The following is a 24,471-nucleotide window of genomic DNA, read 5'->3' on the forward strand; positions in this document are numbered from 1 at the left end:
GGGGCTGGGGACTGCTGGCCCCCGGGTGCCCGGAATGTGTGCATCATACCTCGGGTGAGTTGAGGGAGAGCGGCAGTGAGATACGCATGCAGGTGCCGTTGCCGTTGGGACCGGCAAATGCCCAGATGCGACCTCCGTGGGCCTCTATCATAGCGCGGGAAATGGCGAGGCCAAGTCCGGTGCCGCGACTGCCGCAATCCCCCACCGGCTGGGTGTAGAAGAGGTTGAAGATCTTGTCCCGATCCGACTCGGCGATGCCGACCCCGATGTCGATGATGTCGATGATGAGGTCGGGGTCCGCCAGCATCACCTTGAACTCTATGGGGGTGCCGGCCGGCGAGTAGCGGGAGGCGTTGTCGAGGATGTTGACCAGCACCTGCTCGATCAGGGCGCCGTGTACGTAGAGCTGGGGGATCTGCTGATCGAAATGGATCAGCAGCTTGTGCTGGCGCCAGGAGGAGTCCAGCCGCTTGCGCGCGCTCTCCACCAGATCGGCGAGATCGACCCACTCCCGCTTCAGCTGGAAGTCCGGTGAGCCGATGCGGGTCATGTCCAGCAGGTTCTGCACATAGCTGTGCAGACGGCGCGCCTCCTCCTGTACCGAGTAGAGCAGTTCGCTGCGATCCTCGGCACTGATCCTGTCACCGTACTCCTGCAATGTGCTGCCGGCCCCCATGATGGTTGCCAACGGCGTCTTCAGATCGTGGGAGACGGAGGAGAGCAGGGCGGCACGCATCCGATCCGTCTCCGCCTGCAGCTGGCTGTCGGCCAGCCGCTCGTTGAGATCGATCCGGGCCAGGGCGGCGCGGATGTCGGTGAGCAGCGCCTGCAACTGGTGTTCGGCAGAGGAGGCGAGCGGGCTGGCCAGCCGTATCCCCAGCACCAGTTCGTCGGTAAGGTGGTGGTACTGGGCCTCGGCGGCATTGAGGGTGGCGGTGTGGGCCCCGGCGCTCTGTTTCTGGGCCAGGCACCAGTCGATGGCGGCCTTGTCGGTCTGGCCCGGTCCCCGCACCTCGTCCCCGGCTCTGTACTGGTACTCCTCATCCAGGGCGAACACGGGCTGCCCCAGGGCCAGGGAGATGGCCTGGGTACCCTGCCTGAGTACCTCCACCGGGCTGCTGGCGGTGGCCAGCCCCTGGCTCAGGGACAACAGGGCGTTGCCGAGCTGCTGGGTCTCGCGCAGGCCGATCAGCTGCTGGCGCTGGCGGGAGGCGAGCCGTCCTGCCGTCATGCCGACGATGAGCAGCACGAACAGGGTGAGCAGGTCGCTGTGGCTGGCCACGCTCAGGGAGAAGTAAGGGGCGGTGAACAGCAGGTTATGGGCGACGAACCCCAGCACGGCTGCCAGGATGGCGGGCACCAGGCTGGTGGTGAGGGCCGTGGCCAGCACACCCAGCACGAACAGCAGCGGCAGGGAGGCGGGTGGCAGCCAGTGGGAGAGCCCCCAGGCGCTGGCTGAGGTCACCGCCATGATAGCGATGGCCAGCAGGCTCTGGCGAATGTCTTTGGGGTGGAGTGGTTGCAGCCTCAGTCCTGGCTTGTTCTTCTCCGTATCCACCAGTGTGATCTCGAATCCCTGTGCCTGTTTCAGCAGGTGCTGCACCAGGGAGCGGCGCCAGGGCGGGTTGTGGGGCTTGCCGAGCAACAGCTGCGAGACCTGCTGCTGTTCGGCGGTCTCCAGCAGGGCATCGGCGACCGCCGGGCTGGAGAGGGTCAGCACTTTGGCACCGAGGTGAGAGGCCAGCGCCAGCGCCTGCTCCAGCTCAGGGGAGCGCTGTCCCTTGCTATCGATGTGCACCACCAGCCAGGGCAGCTGGCGGCGCTGGGCGAAGCGGTGGCCGTAGCGCACCAGTGCCGAGCCGTGCTGATCCCCGAGGCAGACCATCAGCTTGCCCCGCAGCGGCAGCGTGGCCTTGCCCGCAGCCTGCCACTGCAGTTGCAGATCCCCCTCCACGTGGCTGGCGGCAGTCTGCATCGCCAGCTCCCGCAGGGCGGTCAGGTTGTTGAGGGAGAAGAAGGATTGCAGGGCGGCCTTGGCCTGATGGGGCACATAGACCTTGCCCTCCTTGAGCCGGCCGAGCAGCTCCTTGGGGGGCAGGTCTATGAGGACTATGCTGTCCGCCTCCAGCAGCACCTGATCGGGCAGGGTCTCCTTGACCCTGACCCCGGTCAGTTGCCACACCAGATCGTTGAGGCTCTCCAGGTGCTGTACGTTGAGGGTGGAGTAGACGTCTATGCCGGCGCCGAGCAGTTCCTCCACATCCTGCCAGCGTTTCTCGTGGCGGCTGCCGGGGGCATTGGTGTGGGCCAGCTCATCCACCACCACTATGGCGGGTTTGCGTTCGAGCAAGCCATCGAGATCCATCTCTTCCAGCCGTTGCTGACGGTGGTGATGGAGCTTGCGTGGCTGGATGGCGAGCTTGTCGAGCAGCGCCAGGGTTTCCTGGCGCCCGTGGGTCTCGACCACGCCGATGAGAATGTCGACCCCTTCCTTGGCCTGTTCCCGCACCGCCTGCAACATGGCGTAGGTCTTGCCTACGCCGGGGGCGGCGCCGAGGAAGACCTTCAGCTTGCCCTTGTGTTCCTCTTCCAGGCTGGCCAGCAAGGCATCGGCTCGAACCTCATCACGCATTCCCGTGCTCCTGCTCCAGGCTTGCCAGCAGGGCAACCGTCTTTACTTCATTACGCATCATCATCCTTATGGAGCAACCACCGGCTCGGTTCGAAGATCTGGGTCGCCCTCCAACTCGGGTCAGCCTGGCGCGCCATCATGCGTCCTTGTGCTGATCGAGCAACAGATTCAACTGGAGGATGTTGACCACCTGGGGGCCAAGGATACCAGCTTGTGTCGACGACTTGACCTGCTCCGTCAGGGAAGCGGGATCCAGCCCGCGTTGCTTGGCGACGCGATCCACCTGGGCCAGCACGGCATCCAGGGGCAGGTGGGGATCCAGGCCCGAACCTGAGCGGGTCAGCATGGCGGGGGACTGGTAGTTACCCTGGGCCTTGGCAAATTCGCTGCGCAGGGGGGAGCTCACCCCCAGGTTGCTGGCGCCGCTACCTATGGTGGTGAAGTCGCTGGCGGAGGGGCGGGAGTGGAAGTACTCCGCCCGCTCGAATTTCTGCGCCAGCAGGGCGCTGCCGACCAGCTGCTGCTTGGCATCGGTCAGCTGGCTGCCGTTGGCCTGCCAGGGGAAAAACAGCTGGGCCAGCCCGGTGACGGCCAGGGGGTAGCCGACACCCAGCAGCAGGGTCAGGGTCAGCAGGGTTCTGATTGCTATCATGATTCTCTCGCTCCAAACAGATTGATGGGGTGCAGGCCAGGCTTGCACCCGTTATGTCGTTACACCAGCCCCAGGCCTGTGATGACCAGAGCGGTCAACTTGATGCCCATGTATGGGGGCACGATCTGGCTGTGGATACCATAGTGCGGCGTTTTCATCACACCAGCCCCAGGCCTGTGATGACCAGATCGATCAACTTGATGCCGATGAAGGGCACGATCAGGCCGCCGAGCCCATAGATCAACAGGTTGCGGCGCAGCAGGCTGGCGGCGGAGCCCTTCACGTTTACCCCCCGCAGCGCCAGCGGTACCAGCGCCACTATGATCAGGGCGTTGAAGATGATGGCCGACAGTATGGCGCTCTCTGGACTGCCGAGTTGCATCAGGTTTAGCGCCCCCAGCTGCGGGTAGGCGGCGATGAACAGAGCCGGCAGTATGGCGAAATACTTGGCCACGTCGTTGGCGATGGAGAAGGTGGTCAGGGCGCCCCGGGTGACCAGCAACTGCTTGCCCACCAGCACCACGTCCAGCAGCTTGGTGGGGTTGGAGTCCAGATCCACCAGGTTGCCCGCCTCCTTGGCGGCCTGGGTGCCTTCGTTCATGGCCAGACCCACGTCCGCCTGGGCCAGTGCCGGTGCGTCGTTGGCACCGTCACCGCACATGGCGACCATGCGGCCATCGGCCTGCTCCTGGCGGATATAGGCCAGCTTCTTCTCCGGGGTCGCCTCGGCGATGAAGTCATCCACCCCGGCCTCGGCGGCGATGGCGGCGGCGGTCAGCGGGTTGTCCCCGGTGATCATCACTGTGCGGATCCCCATGTGGCGCAGGATCTGGAAGCGGGCCTTGATGCCTGGCTTGATGATGTCCTTGAGGTACACCACCCCCAGCAACTGCTCGTGGGTGCAGACCAGCAGCGGGGTGCCGCCCTGACGGGCGATGTTGTCGACCGCCTTCAGAATGAGCTCGGGCACTCCCTTGCGATCGAGGGAGAGGTAGTTGAGCACCGCATCCACGGCCCCCTTGCGATATTGATGACCGTTGCGATCCAGACCGCTCAGGCGGGTCTCGGCGCTGAAGGGGATCACCTTGTCGCTCTCGAGCTGACTCGGCTTGGCCATGCTCTTGCCGGCCAGGGTCAGGATGGACTTGCCCTCGGGGGTGTTGTCGCCGAGGGAGGCCAGCATGGCGGCCTGGGCCAGCAGGGAGGGATCGACACCGGGAGCAGGGATCAGCTCGTCAGCCATGCGATTGCCGAAGGTGATGGTGCCTGTCTTGTCCAGCAGTAGGGTGCGCACGTCACCGGCGGCCTCCACGGCACGACCGGACTTGGCGATCACGTTCAGCTTCACCAGCCGGTCCATGCCGGCGATGCCGATGGCGGAGAGCAGGCCCCCTATGGTGGTCGGGATCAGGGTGATGAAGAGGGCAAGCAGGTAGAGCCGCGGTACCTGGGTGCCGTTGTAGTCGAGGAACCAGGGCAGGGTGGCGACCACCAGCAGGAAGATCAGGGTCAGACCCACCAGCAGGGCATCGAGTGCCATCTCGTTCGGGGTCTTCTGGCGCTTGGCCCCCTCGACCAGCGCTATCATCCTGTCGAGCGTGCTCTCCCCGGGATTGTTGGTCACACGGACCCAGATCTCGTCGGAGACCACAGTGGTGTTGCCGGTCACGCCGCTGCGGTCTGTGCCGGACTCGCGGATGACGGGGGCGGATTCCCCGGTGATGGCGGCCTCGTTGACGGAGGCGATACCGGCAATGACTTCACCGTCGGCCGGGATCATCTCGCCGCTGCGCACCAGCACCAGATCCCCTTTCTGCAGGCTGGTGGCCGGGATCCACTCGCCCTGGCCATCTTTCGGATCCCGCACCTTGCGTGCCTGGAGCTGGCTCATGCCCGCCTTCAGGCTGTCTGCCCGCGCCTTGCCGCGGCCTTCTGCCAGGGTTTCGGCGAAGTTGGCAAACCACAGGGTCAGCCACAACCAGGCCGTCAGCTGCCAAGCCAGGCTGGGGGCGACCCCGGACAGGGGTTGACCCAGCAGGGACTCCAGGGTCGCCATCACTGCGGCCAGCCAGAGGGTGAACAGTATGGGGCTGCCAAACAGCGCCTTGGGGTTGAAGCGATAGAAGGCTTCGATCATGGCCTGCACGACTTGTGAGGTCTGTTTCTTGCCCTTGCCCTTCACCTTTTCGGTGCGGGCAGGGATGGAGATGGACTTGCTCATTTGAATGCTCCCAGCATCAGATGTTCGACCATTGGCATCGGTAAGGTGACTGGTATGGACAGGGTCATCAGAGCGCTCCCAGTATCAGGAGATGCTCGGCGACGGGGCCCAACGCCAGTACCGGCAGGAAGGAGAGACCGCCTATCAGCAGCACTGTGATGATCAGCAAGGTGATGAACAGCGGGCCGCGGATGGGGAAGTCACCCTCGCCGGCATCCTGCTGTGAGGCGCGCGAGAGCTGACCGGCGATGGCCAGCACCGGAATGATGTAGCCGAAGCGACCGAGCAGCATGGCCAGACCGATGGCGACGCACTGCCAGTTGTCCGCGGCGGCGAAGCCCCCGAAGGCCGAGCCGTTGTTGCCGGCGGCCGAGGCGTAGGCATAGATGAGGCGTGACAGACCGTGAGGGCCGTCGTGACCCATGATGGTGGCGGCATCCGGCATCAGCAGCGTCACCCCGCCGATCACCAGAACCCCGACCGGCATCACCAGCATGCTGGCGACCACCCATTTCATCTCGGTGATCCCGAGGCGTTTGCCAAGATAGGTCGGGGTGCGCCCGACCATCAGGCCGCACAGGAACACGGTCAGCAGCACGAACAGCATCATGCCGTAGATACCGGCACCCACGCCGCCGAAGATGACTTCACCGAGCAGCATGTTGATCATGCCGACCATGCCACCCAGCGGGGTGAAGCTGTCGTGCATGGAGTTGACAGCGCCGTTGGAGGCCGAGGTGGTCGCCACTTCCCAGATGCTGGAGAGCACGGGGCCGAAGCGGCTCTCCTTGCCTTCCCAGTTGCCTGCCTGGGTGGTGAGCTGGGCAAGCGCCGGATCCGGCTGCAACTCCTGATAGACGGAGAGGCCGAGCCCCAGCACGAACAGCAGTGTCATGGCGGAGAGGATGGCGCGGCCATGGCCGGAATCCTTCACGTAACGACCCAGGGTACAGACCAGGGCGGCGGGAATGGTCAGCAGGGTGACCATCTCCAGCCAGTTGGAGAGGGCGGTCGGGTTCTCGAACGGGTGGGCCGAGTTGACGCCGAAGAAGCCGCCACCGTTGGAGCCGAGCTGCTTGATGGCGATCTGCGAGGCGGCAGGGCCGAGCGGCAGCAGCTGCTCCTGGCCTTCCAGGGCATGGAACGGCAGATAGGCCGACAGACTCTGGGGAACCCCTTGCCAGACCAGCAGCAGCGCCATGATCAACGCCATGGGCAGCAGCACGTAGAGGCAGAAGCGCACCAGATCCTGCCAGAAGTTGCCAAGATGTATGGTCTGCTGGCGGGAAAGACCGCGGAACAGCGCGACGGCGACGGTGGCACCGGTGGCGGCGGAGACGAAGTTCTGGGTGGTGAGCCCCACCATCTGGCTGAAGTAGGAGAGGCTGGCCTCACCGGAATAGGCTTGCCAGTTGGTGTTGGTCATGAAGCTGACGGCGGTGTTGAAGGCGAGTTGCCAGCTCAGGCCCGGTAGCTGTTGCGGGTTGAGGGGCAGCAGGCCCTGGGCCATCAGGATCAGGAACAGCAGACCGAAACCGGCGCCGTTGAAGGCCAGCAGGCTGAGGGCGTAGGACTTCCAGTCCTGCTCCCGTCCGTCCGTGCCACAGCAGGCCAGGGTGGCGCGCTCGACCGGCGCGAGCCAGCGACTCTTGCCCTCGAACACGCGATACATATAGCTGCCGAGCAGGGGGGCCGGCAGCAGGACCAGCAGCACGAAGGCCACCGGATAGATTATTTCTTGCCACATGTTCTAGTTCCTCACTCGTGACTACGCGTGAGTGCGCGCATCAGGTAACCCATCAGGGCGAGGACCAGCAGCAGATATAGCCAATTCATAACGACTCCGTTGAGATAATTAGCGTCGAGAGTCGATGCAAATCCATATCGACTCCGTTGGTGTCATTGACGCTGAAAGGGTATGTAAAACCGGCGTAAAGGCGCCATAAAGGGGCATTGGGGGAGCGTAAAATCGGCGTAAAGAACACCGCTTTCAGAGGGAATTCGGTGGGCGGGGATCAGAAAACCCGGCCTGGGCCGGGTTGGATAGTTGGGTGATGTCGTTACCGAAGCCAGTGGCTCTCAACGCATGGTCACATATTCTTCCGCGCTGGTGGGGTGAGAAGGGGAACACAGTTGTCGTTGTTCCCGTTCCCCAGCCTCAACGCATGGTGACAAATTCTTCCGCACAGGTGAGGTGGGGAGGGAAACGCAGTTATTGAAGTTGGCCTGATAGTGACAGGCCAGCTTCAACCACGTTTATCGCATTGTCACAAACTCTTCCGCACTGGTGGGGTGAATGGCGACGCAGTTGTCGAAGTCCGCCTTGGTGGCCCCCATCTTCATGGCGACGCCGAAACCTTGCAGTATCTCGTCCATCGCAAAGCCGATGCCGTGCAGGCCGACCACCTTCTCCTCGGGACCGACGCAGACCAGTTTCATCCGGGTGGGCTGGCGATGCTGGGTCAGGGCCGAATACATGGCGGTGAACTGGCTGCGGTAGACCTTGACCTGGCTCTCGCCATACTCGGCGATGGCCTCCGGCTCGGTCAGACCTATGGTGCCTATGGGCGGGTGGCTGAACACCACGGTCGGCACCAGATCGTAATTAAGGTGCTCGTTGGGCTTGTTGTTGAACAGCCGCTCCGAGAGGCGACGACCAGCCGCGACAGCCACAGGGGTGAGCTGGATGCGCCCGGTGTTGTCACCCACCGCATAGAGATTGGCGACGGCGGTATTCTGGAACTTGTCGGTCGGGATAAAGCCCTGCTCGTCCAGGGTGATGCCTGTGGCGGCCAGGTTGAGGTTGTCGGTGGCCGGTACGCGGCCTATGGCCCAGATCAGGCAGTCCACAGTGAGGTGGCGGCCATCTTCCAGTTGCAGTGTCAGGCTGCCGTCGGCGTTCTTGACCACGGCCTTGGGCACGGCGTGGGTGTGCAGCTTGGGCCCTTCCTGGGCCATGATCTCCACCAGGGTCTCGTGGATCATGGGGTCGAAGTTGCGCAGCGGCGCATGCTTGCGCACCACCAGGTGGGTCTCTGAGCCGAGGGCCTGCATCACGCCGGCGATCTCGACCGCGATATAGCCGGCACCGACCACGGCGACCCGTCTTGGCTGGGCTTGCAGATCGAAGAAGCCGTCGGAGTCGATGCCGAGTTCGGCGCCCGGTATGGTCGGGACTTCGGGGCGGCCGCCGGTGGCGATCAGTATGTGATCGGCGCTGTACTGCTCGCCATCAACCTCGATAGTGTTGCTGCTGACGAAACGGGCGAAGCCCTTGATGACGGTGATCTGGTTTTTGCCAAGCACGTTCTCGTAGGACTTGTGGATGCGGCCAATATAGGCCTGACGGGACTCGACCAGCTTGGCCCAGCTGAAGTGATTGAGGGTGGTGTCGAAGCCGTAGTCGGCGCCGTATCTCAGGGCATCGGCGATCTGGCCGGCATACCACATGGCCTTCTTCGGCACGCAGCCGACGTTGACGCAGGTACCCCCCAGCTCTTTGGCTTCAATCAGGGCGACTTTCTTGCCGTACATGGCAGCCCGGTTGGCCGAGGCGATGCCGCCACTGCCGCCGCCGATGGCGATATAGTCAAAATGCTGTGCCATTGCGAGGTTCTCCGCTCGTTAAGAATGCAATCACAGCATGATGGGGACAAAGTGGCCGGCTCACAAGAGCCGGCGTTCAGTTCTGCTGGAAGGGCAGGCGGATATGGAACTGGGCACCCTGGCCAGGTTCGCTGGCGCAATGGATGCGGCCACGGAGCAGTTGCACCACCAGGTTGTAGATGATGTGGGTACCGAGCCCGCTGCCACCCTGGCCCCGCTTGGAGGTGACGAAGGGATCGAAGATGCGCGGCAGTATCTCAGGGGGGATGCCGCGACCGTTGTCACTGTAATCGATGACCAGCTCGTCACCCTGCTGCTCCACCCTGATGGTGATCTTCTTGGGCCTGTCCCAGCCGTCGAAACCGTGATGGATGGAGTTGAGGATCAGGTTGGAATAGATCTGGGTGAAGCTGCCGGGGAAGGAGTAGATGGCCAGCTTGGGATCGCATTGAATGTCGACCTCGCACTGGGCCTTCTTCAGCTTGTAACCGAGGGAGACCACCACCTGATGCAGGTTGTCGGCGAGGCTGAAGTTGTAGCGCGCCTCGGATGACTGATCCACCGCCACCTGCTTGAAGCTGGCAATGAGCTCGGAGGCCCGCCTCAGGTTGCCCTGCAGCAGTTGCATCGACTCGTCGAGGTTCTGGGTGAACTCGTTGAGATAGGAGCGCGACAGCTGCTTGGCCTCGAGGTGCTGCTTGAAGTCGGCCACCCGCTCCTGCAGATAGGAGGAGGCCGTGACGCTGATGCCGATGGGGGTGTTGATCTCGTGGGCCACGCCGGCCACCAGGGAACCCAGGGAGGCCATCTTCTCCGACTCCACCAGAGTCTGCTGCGCCTGTTTCAGATCGTCATAGGCCTTGCCCAGCTGGTTGTTGGCATCGCTCAGGCTGCGGGTACGCTCCGCCACCTTGCCTTCCAGCTGTTCGTTGAACAGTATGATTTCCCGCTCCACCTTCTTGAGGGGGGTGATGTCATAACCGAAGCCAATCAGATACTTGAGATTCGGCCCCTCGTAGAAGGGGGCGAAGGTCCACTGCAGGACCAGTTCATTGCCCTGCTGGTCGTGCATGATGATCTCCCTGTCCTCGAGGGAACCCTGATCCGCCAGGGTCGCCGCCAGCTCGGCCCGCTGCTCCTCGCTGACGAAGAGATCCAGCCAGTTGTGCTGCAGCAGCTCCTCGTGGTGGTAGCCGGTGAGCAGTATGGCGGCGGGGTTGATGCTGGCGATGTTGAGATCCGGCTCCATGCAGCAGATGACCATGTTGGCGGAGTTGATCAGGGTGGCGGAGAAGTCCCGCTCCTGTTGAAGCTGATCCGCCGCCTGATGGCGGGCGTTGAACTCGTCGTTCAATCGGGTGCGCATCTGGTTGAGGGTGGCGGCCAGCGCATCGAACTCGTCCGGGTGTTTGCGGGGCAGGGGACGCCCCTCCAGGGTCAGCTCCACCGCCAGCCGATCCAGACTCAGTTTCTGGGCGTAGCTGACGATGCGGTTGATATGACGGATCACCAGGTAATAGATGATGACCAGGATGCAGAGCGAGACGACCAGGGTCTTGATGGTCTGGCTGACCAGGATCAGCACCGACTTCTCGATGAGGCGCTGGTAGACCTGATCCAGGGTGGCGGCGACGAACAGCTTGCCGACCACCTCTCCCTGATAGGTGAGGCTGAATTCGCGGGAGATGTCGTATTGCGCCTGCTCCACCCCCTGGGTCAGCAGCGGCACTTCCGAGTTGCCCAGCATCTCCTTGACCATGACGAACTGCATGTTGGGCAGGTTCATGATGCCTTCGATCTGCACCTTGACCTGCTCTTCATCCAGGTTCCACAGGCTGGCGGAGATGGGTTGCAGGAAGGAGGCCTCGATCTGGTCGATGCTGGCCTCTATGACGGTGACGTCCTTGTTGTAATCCCAGGCGAGCTGCAACACCGTGATGACCAGTGCCAACACTGTGCTGCAGATCAGAATGTAGGAAAGCAGACGATAAGAGAGTCCGTTAAGGCCTATGGCCCTGGAGAAGATTCCTGACATGGCATCCTTGCGGTCTGGATTGCGAACGGCCTAGTTTAACTGCTTCATGGACTCATGTCGTGTGCCATAAAATGGATAAAAATAAGGCCCCTTTCGGGGCCTTGTTGCTGTTGGCTGAGGATCAATGGTTTCCTTTCGCCTTGGCCGGAATGGACTCGTCGAATTCCGGCAGGGGTTTGTGCTCCGAGGCCAGGAAGGTGTAGATCACCGGCAGCACGAACAGGGTGAACAGGGTGCCGATGGCCAGACCCGCCACTATGACGATGCCGATGCTGAAGCGCTGGGCCGCACCCGCACCCGCCGCATAGAGCAGCGGGATCAGGCCGGCAATCATGGCCGCCGTGGTCATCAGGATGGGACGCAGACGCACCTTGGCAGCCTGCATCACGGCCTGCATCCGGTTCATGCCGTGCAGCAGCTGCTCCTCCTTCGCCACCTCGCAGATCAGAATACCGTGCTTGGTAATCAGACCGACCAGGGTGATGAGGCCCACCTGGGAGTAGATGTTCATGGTGGCCAGGCCCCATGCCAGGGCAATCAGGGCCCCGCTGATGGCAAGGGGTACCGACACCATGATCACCAGAGGGTCACGCACCGACTCGAACTGGATGGCCAGCACCAGGAAGATGATGGCCAGGGCCAGGGCGAAGGTGGCGTAGAGCGCATTGCCCTCGGTCACGAACTGGCGGGCTTCCCCCATGAAGTCGTAGCGATAGCCTTGCGGCAGCTTCTCTTCGGCGGTGGCCTTGAACCAGTTGATCGCATCCCCCATGGCCACACCAGGTGCCGGTACGGCGCCTATGGTGGCGGAGTTCAGCTGGTTGAAGTGGGGCAGGGCGCGAGGCTCGCCAACCACCTCAATCTTGATCAGGCTGCCCAGCGGGATCGACTTGCCGTCGGCGGCGCGCACGTAGTAACCCTTGATGGACTCGGGGTTGAGACGGTATTTGCGCTCCACCTGGGGGATCACCTCGTAGGAGCGGCCATCCAGATCGATCCGGTTGACGTAGCCGTCCGCCATCATGGTGCCCATGGTGATGCCGATGTCCTGCATGGTGATGCCGTAGGCACCCGCCTTGTCCTTGTCGATGCTGATCTTCATGGTGGCCGAGTCGTAGTTCAGATCGAGATCCGAATAGACGAACTGGCCGTTGGCCTGGGTCGCCGCCAGCATCTCACCCGCGATCAGGAACAGACTCTCGAAGCTGTTCGGGGTGGTGATGACGAACTGGATGGGCAGGCCGCTTGAGGCACCCGGCAGTTCGGGGAACTGGAAGGTGGTGATGGCCATCCCGGGGATGTCCTTCACCAGACCGGCCACCCGATCCAGCACCTCTTTCTGGCTCGCCTCACGCTGGCTCCAGGGCACCATGGAGGCGATGCCGAAGGCCTGGTTGGCGTTGAACACCCCGGAGAAGACCTGTGAGTAGGCGATCTCGGGCTGGTCATCCAGCACCTTGTTCACGTCCGCCATGGTGTTTTCGATGTAGTCCAGGTTGGCATTGGACGGTGCCGTCCCCAGCACGGCCATGACGCCCTTATCCTCGGACGGGGCCAGCTCGCTCGGGATGAACTTGAACAGCAACGGCAGGCTGCCGAACACTATGACGGCGAACAGTATGACCACGATGCGGCGCTGCATGACAGCATGCAGCATGCTGTCGTAGCGGGCCGTCATCCGATCCAGCAGGTGATGCACGGTGCTCTCGAACTTGCTCGGGGTCTCGTTGGCCCTGAGCATCTTGGAGCACATCATGGGTGACAGGGTCAGGGCTATGATGCCGGAGACGAACACGGCCCCCGCCAGGGTCAGCGCGAACTCCTTGAACAGGGAGCCGGTGATGCCCCCCATCAGGGCGATGGGCGCGTACACCGCAGCCAGGGTCACCGTCATGGCGATGACCGGCACCGCGATTTCCCGGGTGCCTATGATGGCGGCCCTGAACGGTTCTTCCCCCTCCTTGATGTGACGATCGACGTTCTCCAGCACCACTATGGCGTCATCCACCACCAGACCGATGGCGAGCACCATGGCCAGCAGTGTCATCAGGTTGATGGAGAAACCGAACATGTCCATCATCATCACCACGCCGATGAGACTCAGCGGTATTGTGATGATCGGGATGATGACGGCGCGGAAGGAGCCGAGGAACAGGGTGATCACCACCAGTACTATGGCGGCCGCCTCCAGTATGGTCTTGATGACCTCGTGGATGGACTCGTTGATGGCGATGGTGGAGTCATACAGGATGTTGACCTGCATGGTGCTCGGCATGTTGCTCTTCAGGCTCGGCAGCAGCTCCAGCACATCGTGGGCGATGTTGATGGGGTTGGCGGTCGGCGCGGCATTGATGGCCAAGACCACGGCTTCACGGCCGTTGGCGCTGGCGCGATAGATGTCGTGACTCTTCTCCAGCGACACCTTGGCGATGTCGGAGAGGCGGATCACCTTGCCATCCCGGGTCGCTACCACCAGACGCTTGAGCTCATCGGTATTGCTGACCTGTGTCTCGGCATTGCCGTTGAACAGGGTGAAATAGCCGGTGGCCTGACCGGTAGCGGACTGATAGTTGTTGCTGTTGAGCACCGTCATCACGTCGCTGGAAGTCAGGTCGAAGGCGGCCATCTTGGCCGGATCCAGCCACACCCGCAGGGCAAACTCGACCCCGCCGTAGAGGTCAACCTTGGATACCCCACCCACGGTGAACAGCTGGGGCTTGATGACCCGCTCCAGGTAGTCGGTGATCTGGCTGGAGTTCAGCTCGGGGCTGGTGAAGCCCATGTAGAGCACCGCTGTGGTGGAACCCGTGGAGGAAGTGACCGAAGGGTCTTCCGCCTCTTTGGGCAGCTGGGAGCGCACCGAGTTGACCTTGGCCAGGATGTCGGACAACGCGGCGTTGGGGTCGGTGTTCAGCTTCATGTAGGCCGTCACCGTGGAGCTGCCCAGCTGGCTGGAGGAGGTCATGAAGTCGATGTTGTCGGCTTGCGCGACCGCCTGCTCCAGGGGCTGAGTGATGAAGCCCTGGATCAGATCCGAGCTGGCGCCATAGTAGCTGGTGTTGACCGTGATGACGGTGTTGATCACCTCGGGATATTCCCGCACCTGCATCTTGAAGATGGCCTGGAAGCCCAGCAGGGCTATCAGAAAGCTGAGCGAGATCGCCAGCACCGGCCGTTTTATGAATATGTCAGTAAATCGCATCGCAGATCTCCGCGCTTACAGCATCGGGGTTTGTGCCGGAACGGCAAGGGCATCATTCTCGACCACGTGCACCTTGGTATCGTTACTCAGGCGAACCTGACCCGACAGCACTATTTGATCGCCGGCCTTGATGCCGGACAACACATGGACATCATTGCCGCGACGCTCACCCGCCTTGACCACCACCTGCTTGGCACGTTTCACGCCGTCTGCCTCCTGAATGACGTAGACGTTCTCGCCATAGAGGGTGAAGGAGATGGCAGACTGCGGGATCACAATCTGGTCTTTCACCGTGGGCAGTATGATGCTGGCGCGGGCAAACATGCCGGAGCGCAGCTGGCCGCCGTTGTTCGGGATGTTGGCTTGCACCTGGATCAGGCCGCTCTGGTAGTTGACTGCCGGCTCGATGGCGGTGATCTGGCCGTCAAACTGGGTCTGGGGATAGGCATCCACGTTGATCTTGACGGTCTGGCCGAGGGAAATCTTGGAGATGTCGGTCTGGGGCACGGTGAAGCGCAGGCGCATCACGCTGGTGTCTTCCAGCCGCACAATCTCGGTACCGGGTTCCAGGTACTGACCGAGGAAGACGTTGCGCAGACCCACGACGCCACCGAAGGGGGCGCGGACTTCGCGGCGGGCTATGGTGCCCTTAAGGCTGTCGATGTCCGCTTCCAGTGAGCGATAGGCCGCTTCGGCATCATCCAGCTGATCACGGGAGATGGAGTTCTTCTGGTACAGGTTCTGGTAACGCTCGAACTTGGCACGAGCCGCAGGCAGCCTGGCCTGGGAGGCGTTCAGGTTGGCCTTCTCCACGCTGGAGTCCAGGCTCAGCAGCAGTTGATCCGCCTTGACCTGAGCCCCGGATTCGAAGCTGATCTTGTCTATGGTGCCCGCCAGTTCACTGGAAAGGGTGACCCCCTGGTTAGGCTCGATGAAGCCGATCGCCTCAATGGTGGGGACCCAGTCCTGTGCCTTGGTCACCATGGCGGTCACCGGGAACTCGGGCTCGGGTCGATTGGCCATGAACTCTGCAATCTTCTTCTGCTTGAACATATTGAAGCCGATGACACTGCCGAACAGGGCGAGTGCTATCAGCAACATGATGGCCATCCACTTTTTCATGAACAGGCTCCTGTGATGGAATAATTAGGGTTTAAAATGGCATTCCAGCTGGCCCGGATGACCGACTCCAACTGTTCTTGCGTCAACTCAAATTCGTGAGCCCGGCGTTGTTGTACCAGGTTGACCACGCAGCTCAGGCTCAGGGCCTGCAGCACCAGAACGGGCAAATCGATGAACAGACCCTGCTGGCGTCCCTGTTCGAAGAAACGCTCAAGTGGGGCCCATGTCGCCATTATGACCGGATCCCGCTCCAATTCAGCCCCCAATGGAGAACTTTCGTACTGCAATTTGCATTTCAGTACATTGGGGTGGCTGGCAAAGAGGGCGTCGATATTGAGCCAGAGGCGTCGATACTGCCGATATGACACCTCTTCTATCTGCACACCTTCCATGACCAAGGGATGACACTTGAGAATGGTATGCTGATAAAGCTGGCGGACAAGATCATCCTTGTCGCTGAAGTAGCGGTAGATGGTGCCTGCCGCTACCTTGGCTTTCTTGGCAACAGCGGCAATGGAAAGGCCGTAGAAGCCCTGCTCGCCGAGGATTTCGTGCGCTGCCTCGAAAATCCGTTCTTTCTTATCCATGATGATCAGACTTCGGCGAGTGAATGAACGTTCATTCATTCTAGGTGGAGAGACAAGCAAGTCAAGGGATGCCGGCCACTTTACTGTCAGAAGAGGATCCAGAAGTGGGCCGAGTGAGGACGTTTTTGGCCGAACGGCTGTAGAAGAGGTATAAAAGTGCACGAAAAGATTGAAAAACAGACACTTGAATCATGGGTATAAAAAAAGAGTAGACAAGGTGGGCGCCATCATCAATAATGCGCCCCGTTCGACAGCGTAGCGCCCGTAGCTCAGCTGGATAGAGCGCTGCCCTCCGGAGGCAGAGGTCACAGGTTCGAATCCTGTCGGGCGCACCATCAAAGTGCGCCGGTTAAGCGGGCGTTGTTGTGGAACAAAACAGCTGTGGTGGCTGTAGCTCAGTTGGTAGAGTCCCGGATTGTGATTCCGGTTGTCGTGGGTTCGAGCCCCATCAGCCACCCCATTTTACAGCTTGTCAGGTATGCGAAGGTGGCGGAATTGGTAGACGCGCTAGCTTCAGGTGTTAGTGCCCCCCGGGTGTGAGGGTTCGAGTCCCTCTCTTCGCACCATACTTGCTGTATGACGAGGATGACCACATGGTCATCTTTGTATTTTGGAAATACCCATCGGTGATTAGCGCAGCCCGGTAGCGCATCTGGTTTGGGACCAGAGGGTCAAAGGTTCGAATCCTTTATCACCGACCACATTATGAAAACCTCGCTTCGGCGGGGTTTTTGCTTTTCTGCGTATCTATCATTCCTCTGTCACCTCTTCTTACATTTCTGCAGGCGCCTGTTCGCCGCGAGTTCGGTATGCTTGGCCGGGAGCCACCAGAATAGTGGACACCCGCGACCCATTCAGACACAGGCCTATGCATCATCATGCCCCTTCACATCCGATTGCTCGCCCTGATGGCACTGCTGCTCGGCGGCTGTGCCTTGCAGCCGAGACCTGAGACTCTTCTGCTGGGGGCCGCCCCCAGATCAACGCCAGTTCCCCCGGCCACCCTGGTAACTGGCGGCGGCTTCTGCGTGGCCCTGAGCGAGCAGGGTAGCCTACTCACCCAGCCTTGCGATCAGAGCCCCAGCCAGCTGTTCACCTGGGATGCGGGGGCCTTGCAGCTGGCGCAGGGTTGCCTGATCGCCAGGGGGGATGACGGCCTCGCAGTGGGAGAGTGTCAGGACGACAGCCGTCAATGGCAGTGGCAGGGGGATAGACTGTTCAACCGGCAGGTTTCACTGTGTCTGGATGTGGCTGGTCGCCGCCACAGAGCCGCCGTGCCGCTACGACTGGCCGAGTGCTACGGTGGCGCCAATCAGAGCTTCACCTGGACGCCGACCGGCAGCCTGCTGGATCGCCTAGGCCTGCCTGGCCTCAGCGGATGAGACTCCTGACTGGGGTCACGCTGGGTGGCGTAGGGGCGCTATCGCAGGGGCACTGGTCGGCGGTGCATCGGTGAGGTGTCGGGCTATGGCTGGGTCGCACCCTGGATCGCCAGATCTCCCGGCAATACTTGGTGCAAGGAGTGCAACCACAGCTTCAAGCGATGAGGGCGCTCGCGCACCATAGCGTCGTGGCGATCCCGGGGAGATCGCCACGATGGCGGGGATCAGGCCGCGCCAGTCTGATTGATGGCGAACAGCTGCTCCAGATAGACGGCGACACCATCCTCATCGGAGCTCAGGGTCTGCTCGTGCTCGGCGAGGGCCAGCTTGAGGCGGTCATGGGCGTTACCCATCACCACACCGCGGCCCACCATGCTCAGCATCTCGAAGTCGTTCATGCCATCACCGAAGGCGACCGCCTGAGACATCTCAAGCCCATGCTGCTCCAGCACGGCGCGCACGGCATTGCCCTTGTGTACCCCGGCGTGCATCACCTCGAGGCAATCCGGCAGGGAGAAGGTGACGTTGATCCGATCACCATAACGCTGGTTGAGCTCTGCCTCTATCTGCAGCAGCTTCTCGTGTTCGCCGATGTAGAACACCTTGTTGATCTTGTCCAGCGGATGGCTGGCGAGATCGGTCAGGCGATAGCTGAAGCCGGAGTCGTGATGGAACTGCAGCAGCCAGGGCATCTCCTCTTCCACCAGCCACTCGTCGCCGTAGTAGACGTTGATGTGGATGGAGGGGTCGCGATCCAGCGCGATCAGTTCGGCCGCCACCGTGCTCGGCAGTGCCTGGTTGAAGACGAGAGTATCCTGCTTGTCGTGCACCACGGCGCCGTTGGAGGTGATGAGGTAGATATCCAGCCCCAGGGCATCGCGGATGCTGCGCACATCCACATGGTGACGGCCGGTGGCCACCACGAACTTGATCCCCTGATCCACCAGACGGTGCAGGGTATCCCGGGTGCGGGGGGAGATCTGGTGCTGCCCGTTGAGCAGGGTACCATCGAGATCAGACACAACTACCTTGAACATCATTACCTCGGCATCAGTGGAACGCCGGGGCAGTGTACCCCAGCGTCTTGCGTCACCCCATTTATTTAGGGATCCAAAAAATAACCAGTCCCGGGGTCTGTTGCCGTGCCGGAACAGGCCGCGCCTGGGTGGCAGGTGACGCCATTTTGGACACGGGACGCTGGCCACTCCCCTGGCAAGTCATGCAACTGGCCACTAGAAGCGGGCGAAGAAGTCCAGGGTCGCCGTCAGGGCAGCCAGACGTTGTGCATCGGCCTCGATAAACAGCTCGTGCCAGCCCCCCTCGATCCGCAGCGGCTTGCCCCCTTCACAACTTGCCCTGGTGCAGAACTCGTCCTGGGCCGCATTGTCCACAATGCCGTCATCCCCCGCCTGGATCAGCAGCAGCGGCGTCTTGATCCTGTCTGCCTCCGCGATGGCTGCATCCCCGGCCTTGATACCCTCGCGGATCCAGTGGGCCGTCACTCCCCCCAGCTTGATCTGCGGGCGCTGCTCATAGAGCTGGCGGAATGCCTGGTAGCGGGGCTCGCTGTGGCTCAGGCCGTTGTCGGCGAATTCATGGGAGACATAGCCGGTCTGGCCCGGGCCATAGGGGGGCTCGCCCCACCAGCTGCCGACCGTATCCATGGTGGCCGCCAGCCCCAGGGCCAGCCACTTGGGCAGGCCGCCGAGGTTGATGCCCATCATAGGGGAGGAGAGCACGGCCGCCTTGATGTCGTCCGGCCAGCGCTCCAGATAACGGGCCGAGATGGCGCCGCCCATGGAGTGGGCCAGCAGGAACAGCTTGGCGGGCTTGTCCGCCAGTATGACGTCGTCATGGAACTGCTTCAGGTCCAGCACATAGTCGTCGAAGTCGGCGACATAGCCCTTCTCCTTGTCGGCCAGCAGGCGATCCGACAGCCCCTGGCCGCGGTGGTCGATGAGGTAGAGGCTGTAGCCCTGACGCCACAGATCCCAGGCCAGCTCCTGATACTTGAGGTAGCTCTCGACCCGGCCGTTGACGAGCAGTATGGCTCTGTCCACCTTGGCCTGGCGCAGGGCGGCATAGCGGATGGTCACCCCGTCCTTGCCCTTGAACTCCCCTTCGACGGCATGGTCGCGCCAGAAGTCGGGCAGGGTCTGTTGATGGAGGGCGGGGACTTCGGCTTCCGTGGTCAGCTGATAGGGATTGGTCACGGCAAGGGCTCCGGCAGAAAACAGGGTGAGGGCCAGCAGGGCAGAAGATAACCGGTTCATGATGCGTACTCCTGTTGCCAATGCTGGTAGAGGGCTGGGATATCGCCCGAGCAAAGCAGGGGCATGGCCGCCTGCAGGCGGGGCAGGGGCCAGTTCCACCACTGCATGGCCTGCAGCATGGAGATCTGCTCATCGGTGAAGCGGCGACGGATCGGTTTGGCCGGGTTGCCGCCCACTATGGTGTAGGGTTCCACATTCCTGGTCACCACGGCGCGGGTGGCAATGACGGCGCCATCGCCTATGGTGATGCCGGGCATGATCATGGCTTCCGAGCCGATCCAGACATCGTTACCGACCCGGGTATCCCCCTTGCGCTGGAAGCCGCTGCGCACTCCCTCGCCAAAGATGCCCGGATCGAACGGGAAGGTGGATACCCAGTCAAGTCGGTGGCCCTGATTGCCGGCCAGCAGGAAGGTGGCGCCCGAACCGATGGAGCAGAACTTGCCGATGGTCAGGCGATCCACTTCGCCCCAGATGCCGCTCTCCCAGGTATCCCGGGTCGAGCCGTCACCCAGCAGATAGCGCACGCAGTGATCCTCGAACGGTTTGCCATGGTAGTAGCCGGAATAGTAGCTGTAGTCGCCTGCCTCTATATTGGGGTTGCCGAGATGATCCCGTATGACCCGGGATTCCAGCCAGCTACCGAAGGGATTCTCCATCACTCCTCCTGCCACGCTTGATCTTCCTGCTGGGCGGCCCAACCCTTGCGAGTCAGTTGCATCTGCTGCCACCACTGCTCGTCCGCCAGGATCTCACCGGCCGGGCCGAGCTGGGGATAGGGCATCTCTTTCTCTTTGCAGAGCTGGGCATAGATGGGGTAGCCCCCCTCGAACAGTATGCTGTTCTGCTCTTCCGGCTCGAGCGGGCAGCCGCGCTGGTAGCAGCCGGCCAGCTCGCGCTGGCGCTGGGCTTCGTACAGGATGGCGGCGGCGGCCACCGAGACGTTGAGGGATTGCACCATGCCCACCATGGGGATGACGATATGGTGATCGGCCAGGGCCAGCGCCTCTTCGCCGATGCCGTGCTTCTCCTGGCCCACCAGGATGGCAGTCGGTTTGGTGTAGTCGATGGCGCGAAAATCCACCGAGCTCTCCGAGAGGTGGGTCGCCAGGATCTGCATGCCGGAGGCTTTCAGTTCGGCCACTGCACTGCCGATGTCCGAGTGCAGCTTCACGTCCACCCAGTTCTGGCTGCCGCGGGCGGTACCCTTGCGCTTGTGGATCCAGGTCTTGGGCCAGACGGCGTGCACCCGGTGAATGCCGATGGCATCGGCGGTGCGCACTATGGCGGCCAGGTTGTGAGGCTTGTGAACCTCTTCCATGCAGACAGTGAGATCGAGCTGGCGCATGGCCAGCATGTCGGAGATGCGTTTGAAGCGTTCGGGGGTCATGGTTTGTCTCTATAAAGCATCAGGCGGCTTGCGCCGCCTGTGTGATCAGTTCTTCTGCCGGCTCACCCTGAGCACATTGGGCATAACCCGGATCTTGCGCATTATGTTGGCAAGGTGGATGCGGCTCTTGGTGGTGATGAGCAGGGTGACCAGATAGACCCGGCCGTCCTTCTCCTCTGTGCTGATGGCGTGGATGTTGGCGCCGGTGGCGGCAATCACGTTGGCCAGCTCCGCCAGGGCGCCCTGGTGGTTGACGATCTCGATGCTTATGCCGGTGCGGAACTCCTGCTCCTGCTCCTTGTCCACCTCCCACTGCACCGGCAGGTACTTGTCCGGCTCGCGGCTGTAGCCCTTGATGTTGCGGCAGGACTCCTGGTGAATGACCAGTCCCTTGCCCGGGCTGATGTGGGCGATGATGGCATCCCCCGGGATCGGGCGACAGCAGTTCGCGAAGGTGACCAGCATGCCGTCAGCACCCTTGATGGGCATCTTCTTGCTGCTGGATTTCGGTTGTTCTTCCGGCGGCAACTCGTCACCCAGCATGCGGCGGGCCACCATGACGCTCATGGCATTGCCAAGGCCCACGTCGGCCAGCAGGCCCTGCAGGTTCTCGTGCTTGGTGTCTGCCAGTACCTGCTTGATGCGCGGCTCGGGGATGTCTTCGATGTTCTTGGCGCCCAGCGCATGGTTGAGCAGGCGACGGCCCAGCACCACCGACTCTTCGGTGCGCAGGTTCTTGAGGAACTGGCGGATCTTGGAGCGTGCCTTGGTGGTCACTACGAAGTTGAGCCAGGCCGCGTTGGGGCGGGCGCCCGGCGCCGTGATGATCTCCACCGTCTGACCCGAATGCAGCGGACTGCTGAGCGGATAGGGGTGGCGGTCGACCCGGGAGCCGACGCAGGCGTGACCGATATCGGTGTGCACCGTGTAGGCGAAATCCACCGGGGTGGCGCCGGCGGGCAGCTCCATGATGCGGCCCTCCGGCGTGAAGACGTAGATCTCGTCCGGGAAGAGGTCGGTCTTGACCCCTTCGATGAATTCAAAGGAGCTGCCGGCGCTCTGCTGCAACTCCAGCAGGCTCTGCATCCAGCGCTGGGCGCGGATCTGGGCCGTGGTGCCCGAGCTGTCGCCATCCTGCTTGTAGGCCCAGTGGGCGGCGACCCCCTTGTCGGCCATCTGATCCATGAACTCGGTGCGGATCTGCACTTCCACCGGCACCCCGTGCGGCCCCACCAGCGAGGTGTGCAGGGACTGGTAGCCATTGCTCTTGGGAATGGCGATGTAGTCCTTGAAGCGGCCGGGGCGGGGCTTGTAGAGGCTGTGCATCTGCCCAAGCACCCGGTAGCAGGTATCTATGTCCTTCACCCTGACGCGGAAGGCGTAGATATCCATCACCTCATGGAACTGCAGCTCTTTCTTCTCCATCTTGTTGTAGATGGAGAACAGATTCTTCTCGCGACCGCTGACCTGGGCATCTATGCCGGCCTCGCGCAGGCGACCCTCAATCTCGCTCTCGATGGAGTCGATGATCTCGCGGCGATTGCCGCGGGCGCGGCGCACCGATTCCCGTAGTACCCGGGAACGCATGGGGTAGAGCGCCTCGAAGCCCAGCTCTTCCAGCTCGTTCTTCATGGTGTGAATGCCGAGGCGGTTGGCGATGGGGGCAAAGATTTCGAGGGTTTCACGGGCGATGCGGCGACGCTTGTCCGGCCGCAGTGAGCCCAGGGTACGCATATTGTGGGTGCGGTCGGCGAGCTTGATCAGGATGACCCGGATGTCCTGGGTCATGGCCATCACCATCTTGCGGAAGTTTTCGGCCTGGGCTTCCTTGCGATCGCGGAACTTCAGCTTGTCGAGCTTGGAGACGCCTGATACCAGCTCGGCGACGGCGCTGCCGAACAGCTCGGCGAGATCGTCCTTGGTGACCGGGGTATCTTCGATGACGTCGTGCAGCACGGCGGCCATCAGGGTTTCGTGATCGAGTCGCATGTCGCCGAGAATGCGGGCAACGGCAACCGGGTGGGTGATATAGGGCTCGCCGCTGGAACGCATCTGTCCCTGGTGAGCGTCACGGGCCACCACATAGGCTTGCCTGAGCTTCTCAACCTGCTCCGGAGGCAGGTAGGAACTGGCTATTTCTTTAAGGTTTTCAAATAAATACAAGACAGTCCCCGCAGCGGTGAAACGACAATCCGTGGAATTGAGGGTATGCCCTCGAGTTTGCGAGGTTTTCGAGCGGTTGTAAATGGGAAGAACAGTCGGCACCCGGGCGGGCGCCGACTATGAGAAATAACTGACTTAACCGCGGCCTTCGGCGATGGCAGCAACGGCAGCCAGCTCGGCGGCTTCCTGCTCTTGCTGCTCGTAGCGGTCCTGGGTATCCATCACCTGGTTGTTGACCAGACCCAGTTCGATCTCGCGCAGGGCGATCACGGTCGGCTTGTCGTTCTCTTCGTCGACCAGGGGATCTTTGCCTTGTACCGCGATTTGACGGGCGCGGCGTGCAGCGACCAGCACCAGGTCAAAACGGTTACCAACCTGTTTTACAGCATCTTCTACAGTAACGCGTGCCATGCAGGACTCCAGTGTTTGGGCTTTCTGTGTTTGAAAAAGCAGTGTTTAAAAATGACGCAAAAGTTTACTTGTTTTTGGCCTATTCTGCCAGTAGCTGTTGCAGCAAGTTTTGTTGGGCCTGCTGCTGCTGGCGCAATTCCAGCCGCTGGCACTCTATGATGGCCCTGAGCTGGAATAGCGCCTGCTCAAAGTCTTCGTTGATGATGACATAGTCATACTCGTCGTAGTGCACCATTTCGGCAATGGCTTTCTCCATCCGGCCCTTGATCACCTCGGCACTGTCCTGGCCTCGGCCAATCAGACGACGCTCCAGCTCTTCCCGGCTCGGGGGCAGGATGAAGATGGACTTGGTCGCCATCTGCTCGCGGATCTGGCGGGCACCCTGCCAGTCGATGTCGAGGAAGACGTCGATGCCCCGGGCCAGACAGGCCTCGATGGCTGCGCGGGAGGTGCCGTAGTAGTTGCCGAACACCTCTGCCCACTCCAGAAAATCGCCCCGCTCGATCAGCGCCTTGAACTCTTCCACCTGAACGAAGTGGTAGTGCACCCCGTGCTCTTCGCCGGGGCGAGTGGCGCGTGTGGTGTGGGAAACGGAGAGCTGCATCTTGCCGGCGTCGTTGTGCTGGGTCAGCAAGGCATTGAGCAGGCTGGACTTACCGGCCCCGCTCGGGGAGGAGATGATATAGAGAGTGCCTTGTTGCGCCATGTCTGTACCTTTAAGGGATGACCCGTGTTTTGGTTGTAGCAGAGGCTGCCGTCATGTGCCCGAAAGGGAGACAGTCGCTCGCAAAACGC

The 24,471-nt window shown here is 61.8% G+C and carries 17 protein-coding genes and 4 tRNA genes; 5 read left to right on the plus strand and 16 right to left on the minus strand.

The genetic code is table 11. The features are described 5' to 3' along the window. Positions 1-43: 43 nt before the first annotated feature. The 9 genes from WIR04_RS00080 to WIR04_RS00120 all read right to left on the minus strand — a co-directional run bounded on the left by WIR04_RS00080 (position 44) and on the right by WIR04_RS00120 (position 16,057). The gene (locus WIR04_RS00080; protein WP_338889568.1) at positions 44-2,632 is read right to left on the minus strand and encodes a sensor histidine kinase KdpD; all 2,589 of its coding nucleotides are present in this window, start codon (positions 2,630-2,632) and stop codon (positions 44-46) included. Between the two features lie 136 nt (positions 2,633-2,768). Then, positions 2,769-3,284 carry a potassium-transporting ATPase subunit C gene (locus tag WIR04_RS00085; protein WP_005326326.1) on the minus strand — a complete coding sequence of 172 codons (516 nt, stop codon included), beginning with the start codon at positions 3,282-3,284 and terminating at the stop codon, positions 2,769-2,771. A 157-nt stretch (positions 3,285-3,441) separates the two neighbouring features. Continuing rightward, entirely contained in the window at positions 3,442-5,505 is a 2,064-nt protein-coding gene (kdpB, locus tag WIR04_RS00090) for a potassium-transporting ATPase subunit KdpB (RefSeq protein WP_338889572.1), read from the minus strand. 67 nt (positions 5,506-5,572) lie between these two features. Then, complete coding sequence (gene kdpA / locus WIR04_RS00095; RefSeq protein WP_303807293.1) at positions 5,573-7,252, minus strand: potassium-transporting ATPase subunit KdpA; 1,680 nt, start codon at positions 7,250-7,252, stop codon at positions 5,573-5,575. Between the two features lie 509 nt (positions 7,253-7,761). Continuing rightward, positions 7,762-9,111 carry a glutathione-disulfide reductase gene (gene gorA / locus WIR04_RS00100; protein WP_234570722.1) on the minus strand — a complete coding sequence of 450 codons (1,350 nt, stop codon included), beginning with the start codon at positions 9,109-9,111 and terminating at the stop codon, positions 7,762-7,764. A gap of 76 nt (positions 9,112-9,187) precedes the next feature. Continuing rightward, on the minus strand, positions 9,188-11,146 hold the full coding sequence (locus tag WIR04_RS00105) for an ATP-binding protein (protein ID WP_025325201.1): 1,959 nt from the start codon (positions 11,144-11,146) through the stop codon (positions 9,188-9,190). A gap of 121 nt (positions 11,147-11,267) precedes the next feature. Continuing rightward, complete coding sequence (locus WIR04_RS00110) at positions 11,268-14,348, minus strand: multidrug efflux RND transporter permease subunit (protein ID WP_307766122.1); 3,081 nt, start codon at positions 14,346-14,348, stop codon at positions 11,268-11,270. Positions 14,349-14,363: 15 nt separating this feature from the next. Next, positions 14,364-15,470, minus strand: a complete 1,107-nt coding sequence (locus WIR04_RS00115; RefSeq protein ID WP_307766123.1) for an efflux RND transporter periplasmic adaptor subunit — start codon at positions 15,468-15,470, stop codon at positions 14,364-14,366. Further along, a complete protein-coding gene (locus WIR04_RS00120) occupies positions 15,467-16,057 on the minus strand; it encodes a TetR/AcrR family transcriptional regulator (RefSeq protein ID WP_041204101.1) in 591 nt (196 codons plus the stop codon). The genes WIR04_RS00115 and WIR04_RS00120 overlap by 4 nt, the downstream gene beginning before the upstream one ends. Before the next feature lie 258 nt (positions 16,058-16,315). On the opposite strand from WIR04_RS00120, the gene WIR04_RS00125 reads away from it, so the two are divergent. From WIR04_RS00125 to WIR04_RS00145, 5 genes are all read left to right on the plus strand, one after another. After that, positions 16,316-16,392: transfer RNA gene (locus WIR04_RS00125), tRNA-Arg, on the plus strand. Between the two features lie 49 nt (positions 16,393-16,441). Continuing rightward, a tRNA-His gene (locus WIR04_RS00130) sits at positions 16,442-16,517 on the plus strand. Between the two features lie 20 nt (positions 16,518-16,537). Continuing rightward, a tRNA-Leu gene (locus WIR04_RS00135) sits at positions 16,538-16,623 on the plus strand. A gap of 58 nt (positions 16,624-16,681) precedes the next feature. Next, positions 16,682-16,758 (plus strand) — tRNA-Pro (locus WIR04_RS00140). Positions 16,759-16,935: 177 nt separating this feature from the next. Beyond that, positions 16,936-17,439, plus strand: a complete 504-nt coding sequence (locus WIR04_RS00145; protein ID WP_338889580.1) for an RICIN domain-containing protein — start codon at positions 16,936-16,938, stop codon at positions 17,437-17,439. A gap of 224 nt (positions 17,440-17,663) precedes the next feature. On the opposite strand, the gene WIR04_RS00150 is transcribed toward WIR04_RS00145, so the two are convergent. The 7 genes from WIR04_RS00150 to gmk form a co-directional block, all read right to left on the minus strand. After that, on the minus strand, positions 17,664-18,476 hold the full coding sequence (locus WIR04_RS00150) for a Cof-type HAD-IIB family hydrolase (protein ID WP_338889582.1): 813 nt from the start codon (positions 18,474-18,476) through the stop codon (positions 17,664-17,666). Between the two features lie 195 nt (positions 18,477-18,671). After that, the gene (locus tag WIR04_RS00155) at positions 18,672-19,712 is read right to left on the minus strand and encodes an alpha/beta fold hydrolase (RefSeq protein ID WP_338889584.1); all 1,041 of its coding nucleotides are present in this window, start codon (positions 19,710-19,712) and stop codon (positions 18,672-18,674) included. Continuing rightward, complete coding sequence (locus WIR04_RS00160; protein ID WP_338889586.1) at positions 19,709-20,371, minus strand: CatB-related O-acetyltransferase; 663 nt, start codon at positions 20,369-20,371, stop codon at positions 19,709-19,711. Before WIR04_RS00160 ends, WIR04_RS00155 begins: the two co-directional genes overlap by 4 nt. Next, a complete protein-coding gene (gene trmH, locus WIR04_RS00165; protein WP_338889588.1) occupies positions 20,371-21,102 on the minus strand; it encodes a tRNA (guanosine(18)-2'-O)-methyltransferase TrmH in 732 nt (243 codons plus the stop codon). The genes WIR04_RS00160 and trmH overlap by 1 nt, the downstream gene beginning before the upstream one ends. 45 nt (positions 21,103-21,147) lie before the next feature. Further along, positions 21,148-23,265, minus strand: coding sequence for a bifunctional GTP diphosphokinase/guanosine-3',5'-bis pyrophosphate 3'-pyrophosphohydrolase (gene spoT / locus WIR04_RS00170; RefSeq protein ID WP_025325210.1), 2,118 nt, complete (start codon positions 23,263-23,265; stop codon positions 21,148-21,150). A 135-nt stretch (positions 23,266-23,400) separates the two neighbouring features. Beyond that, the gene (gene rpoZ, locus WIR04_RS00175) at positions 23,401-23,676 is read right to left on the minus strand and encodes a DNA-directed RNA polymerase subunit omega (RefSeq protein WP_005307060.1); all 276 of its coding nucleotides are present in this window, start codon (positions 23,674-23,676) and stop codon (positions 23,401-23,403) included. Between the two features lie 79 nt (positions 23,677-23,755). Further along, positions 23,756-24,382, minus strand: a complete 627-nt coding sequence (gene gmk, locus WIR04_RS00180) for a guanylate kinase (protein WP_338889590.1) — start codon at positions 24,380-24,382, stop codon at positions 23,756-23,758. Positions 24,383-24,471: the final 89 nt, after the last annotated feature.

Source organism: Aeromonas rivipollensis, from assembly GCF_037811135.1.
Taxonomy (GTDB): Bacteria; Pseudomonadota; Gammaproteobacteria; order Enterobacterales; family Aeromonadaceae; genus Aeromonas; species Aeromonas rivipollensis.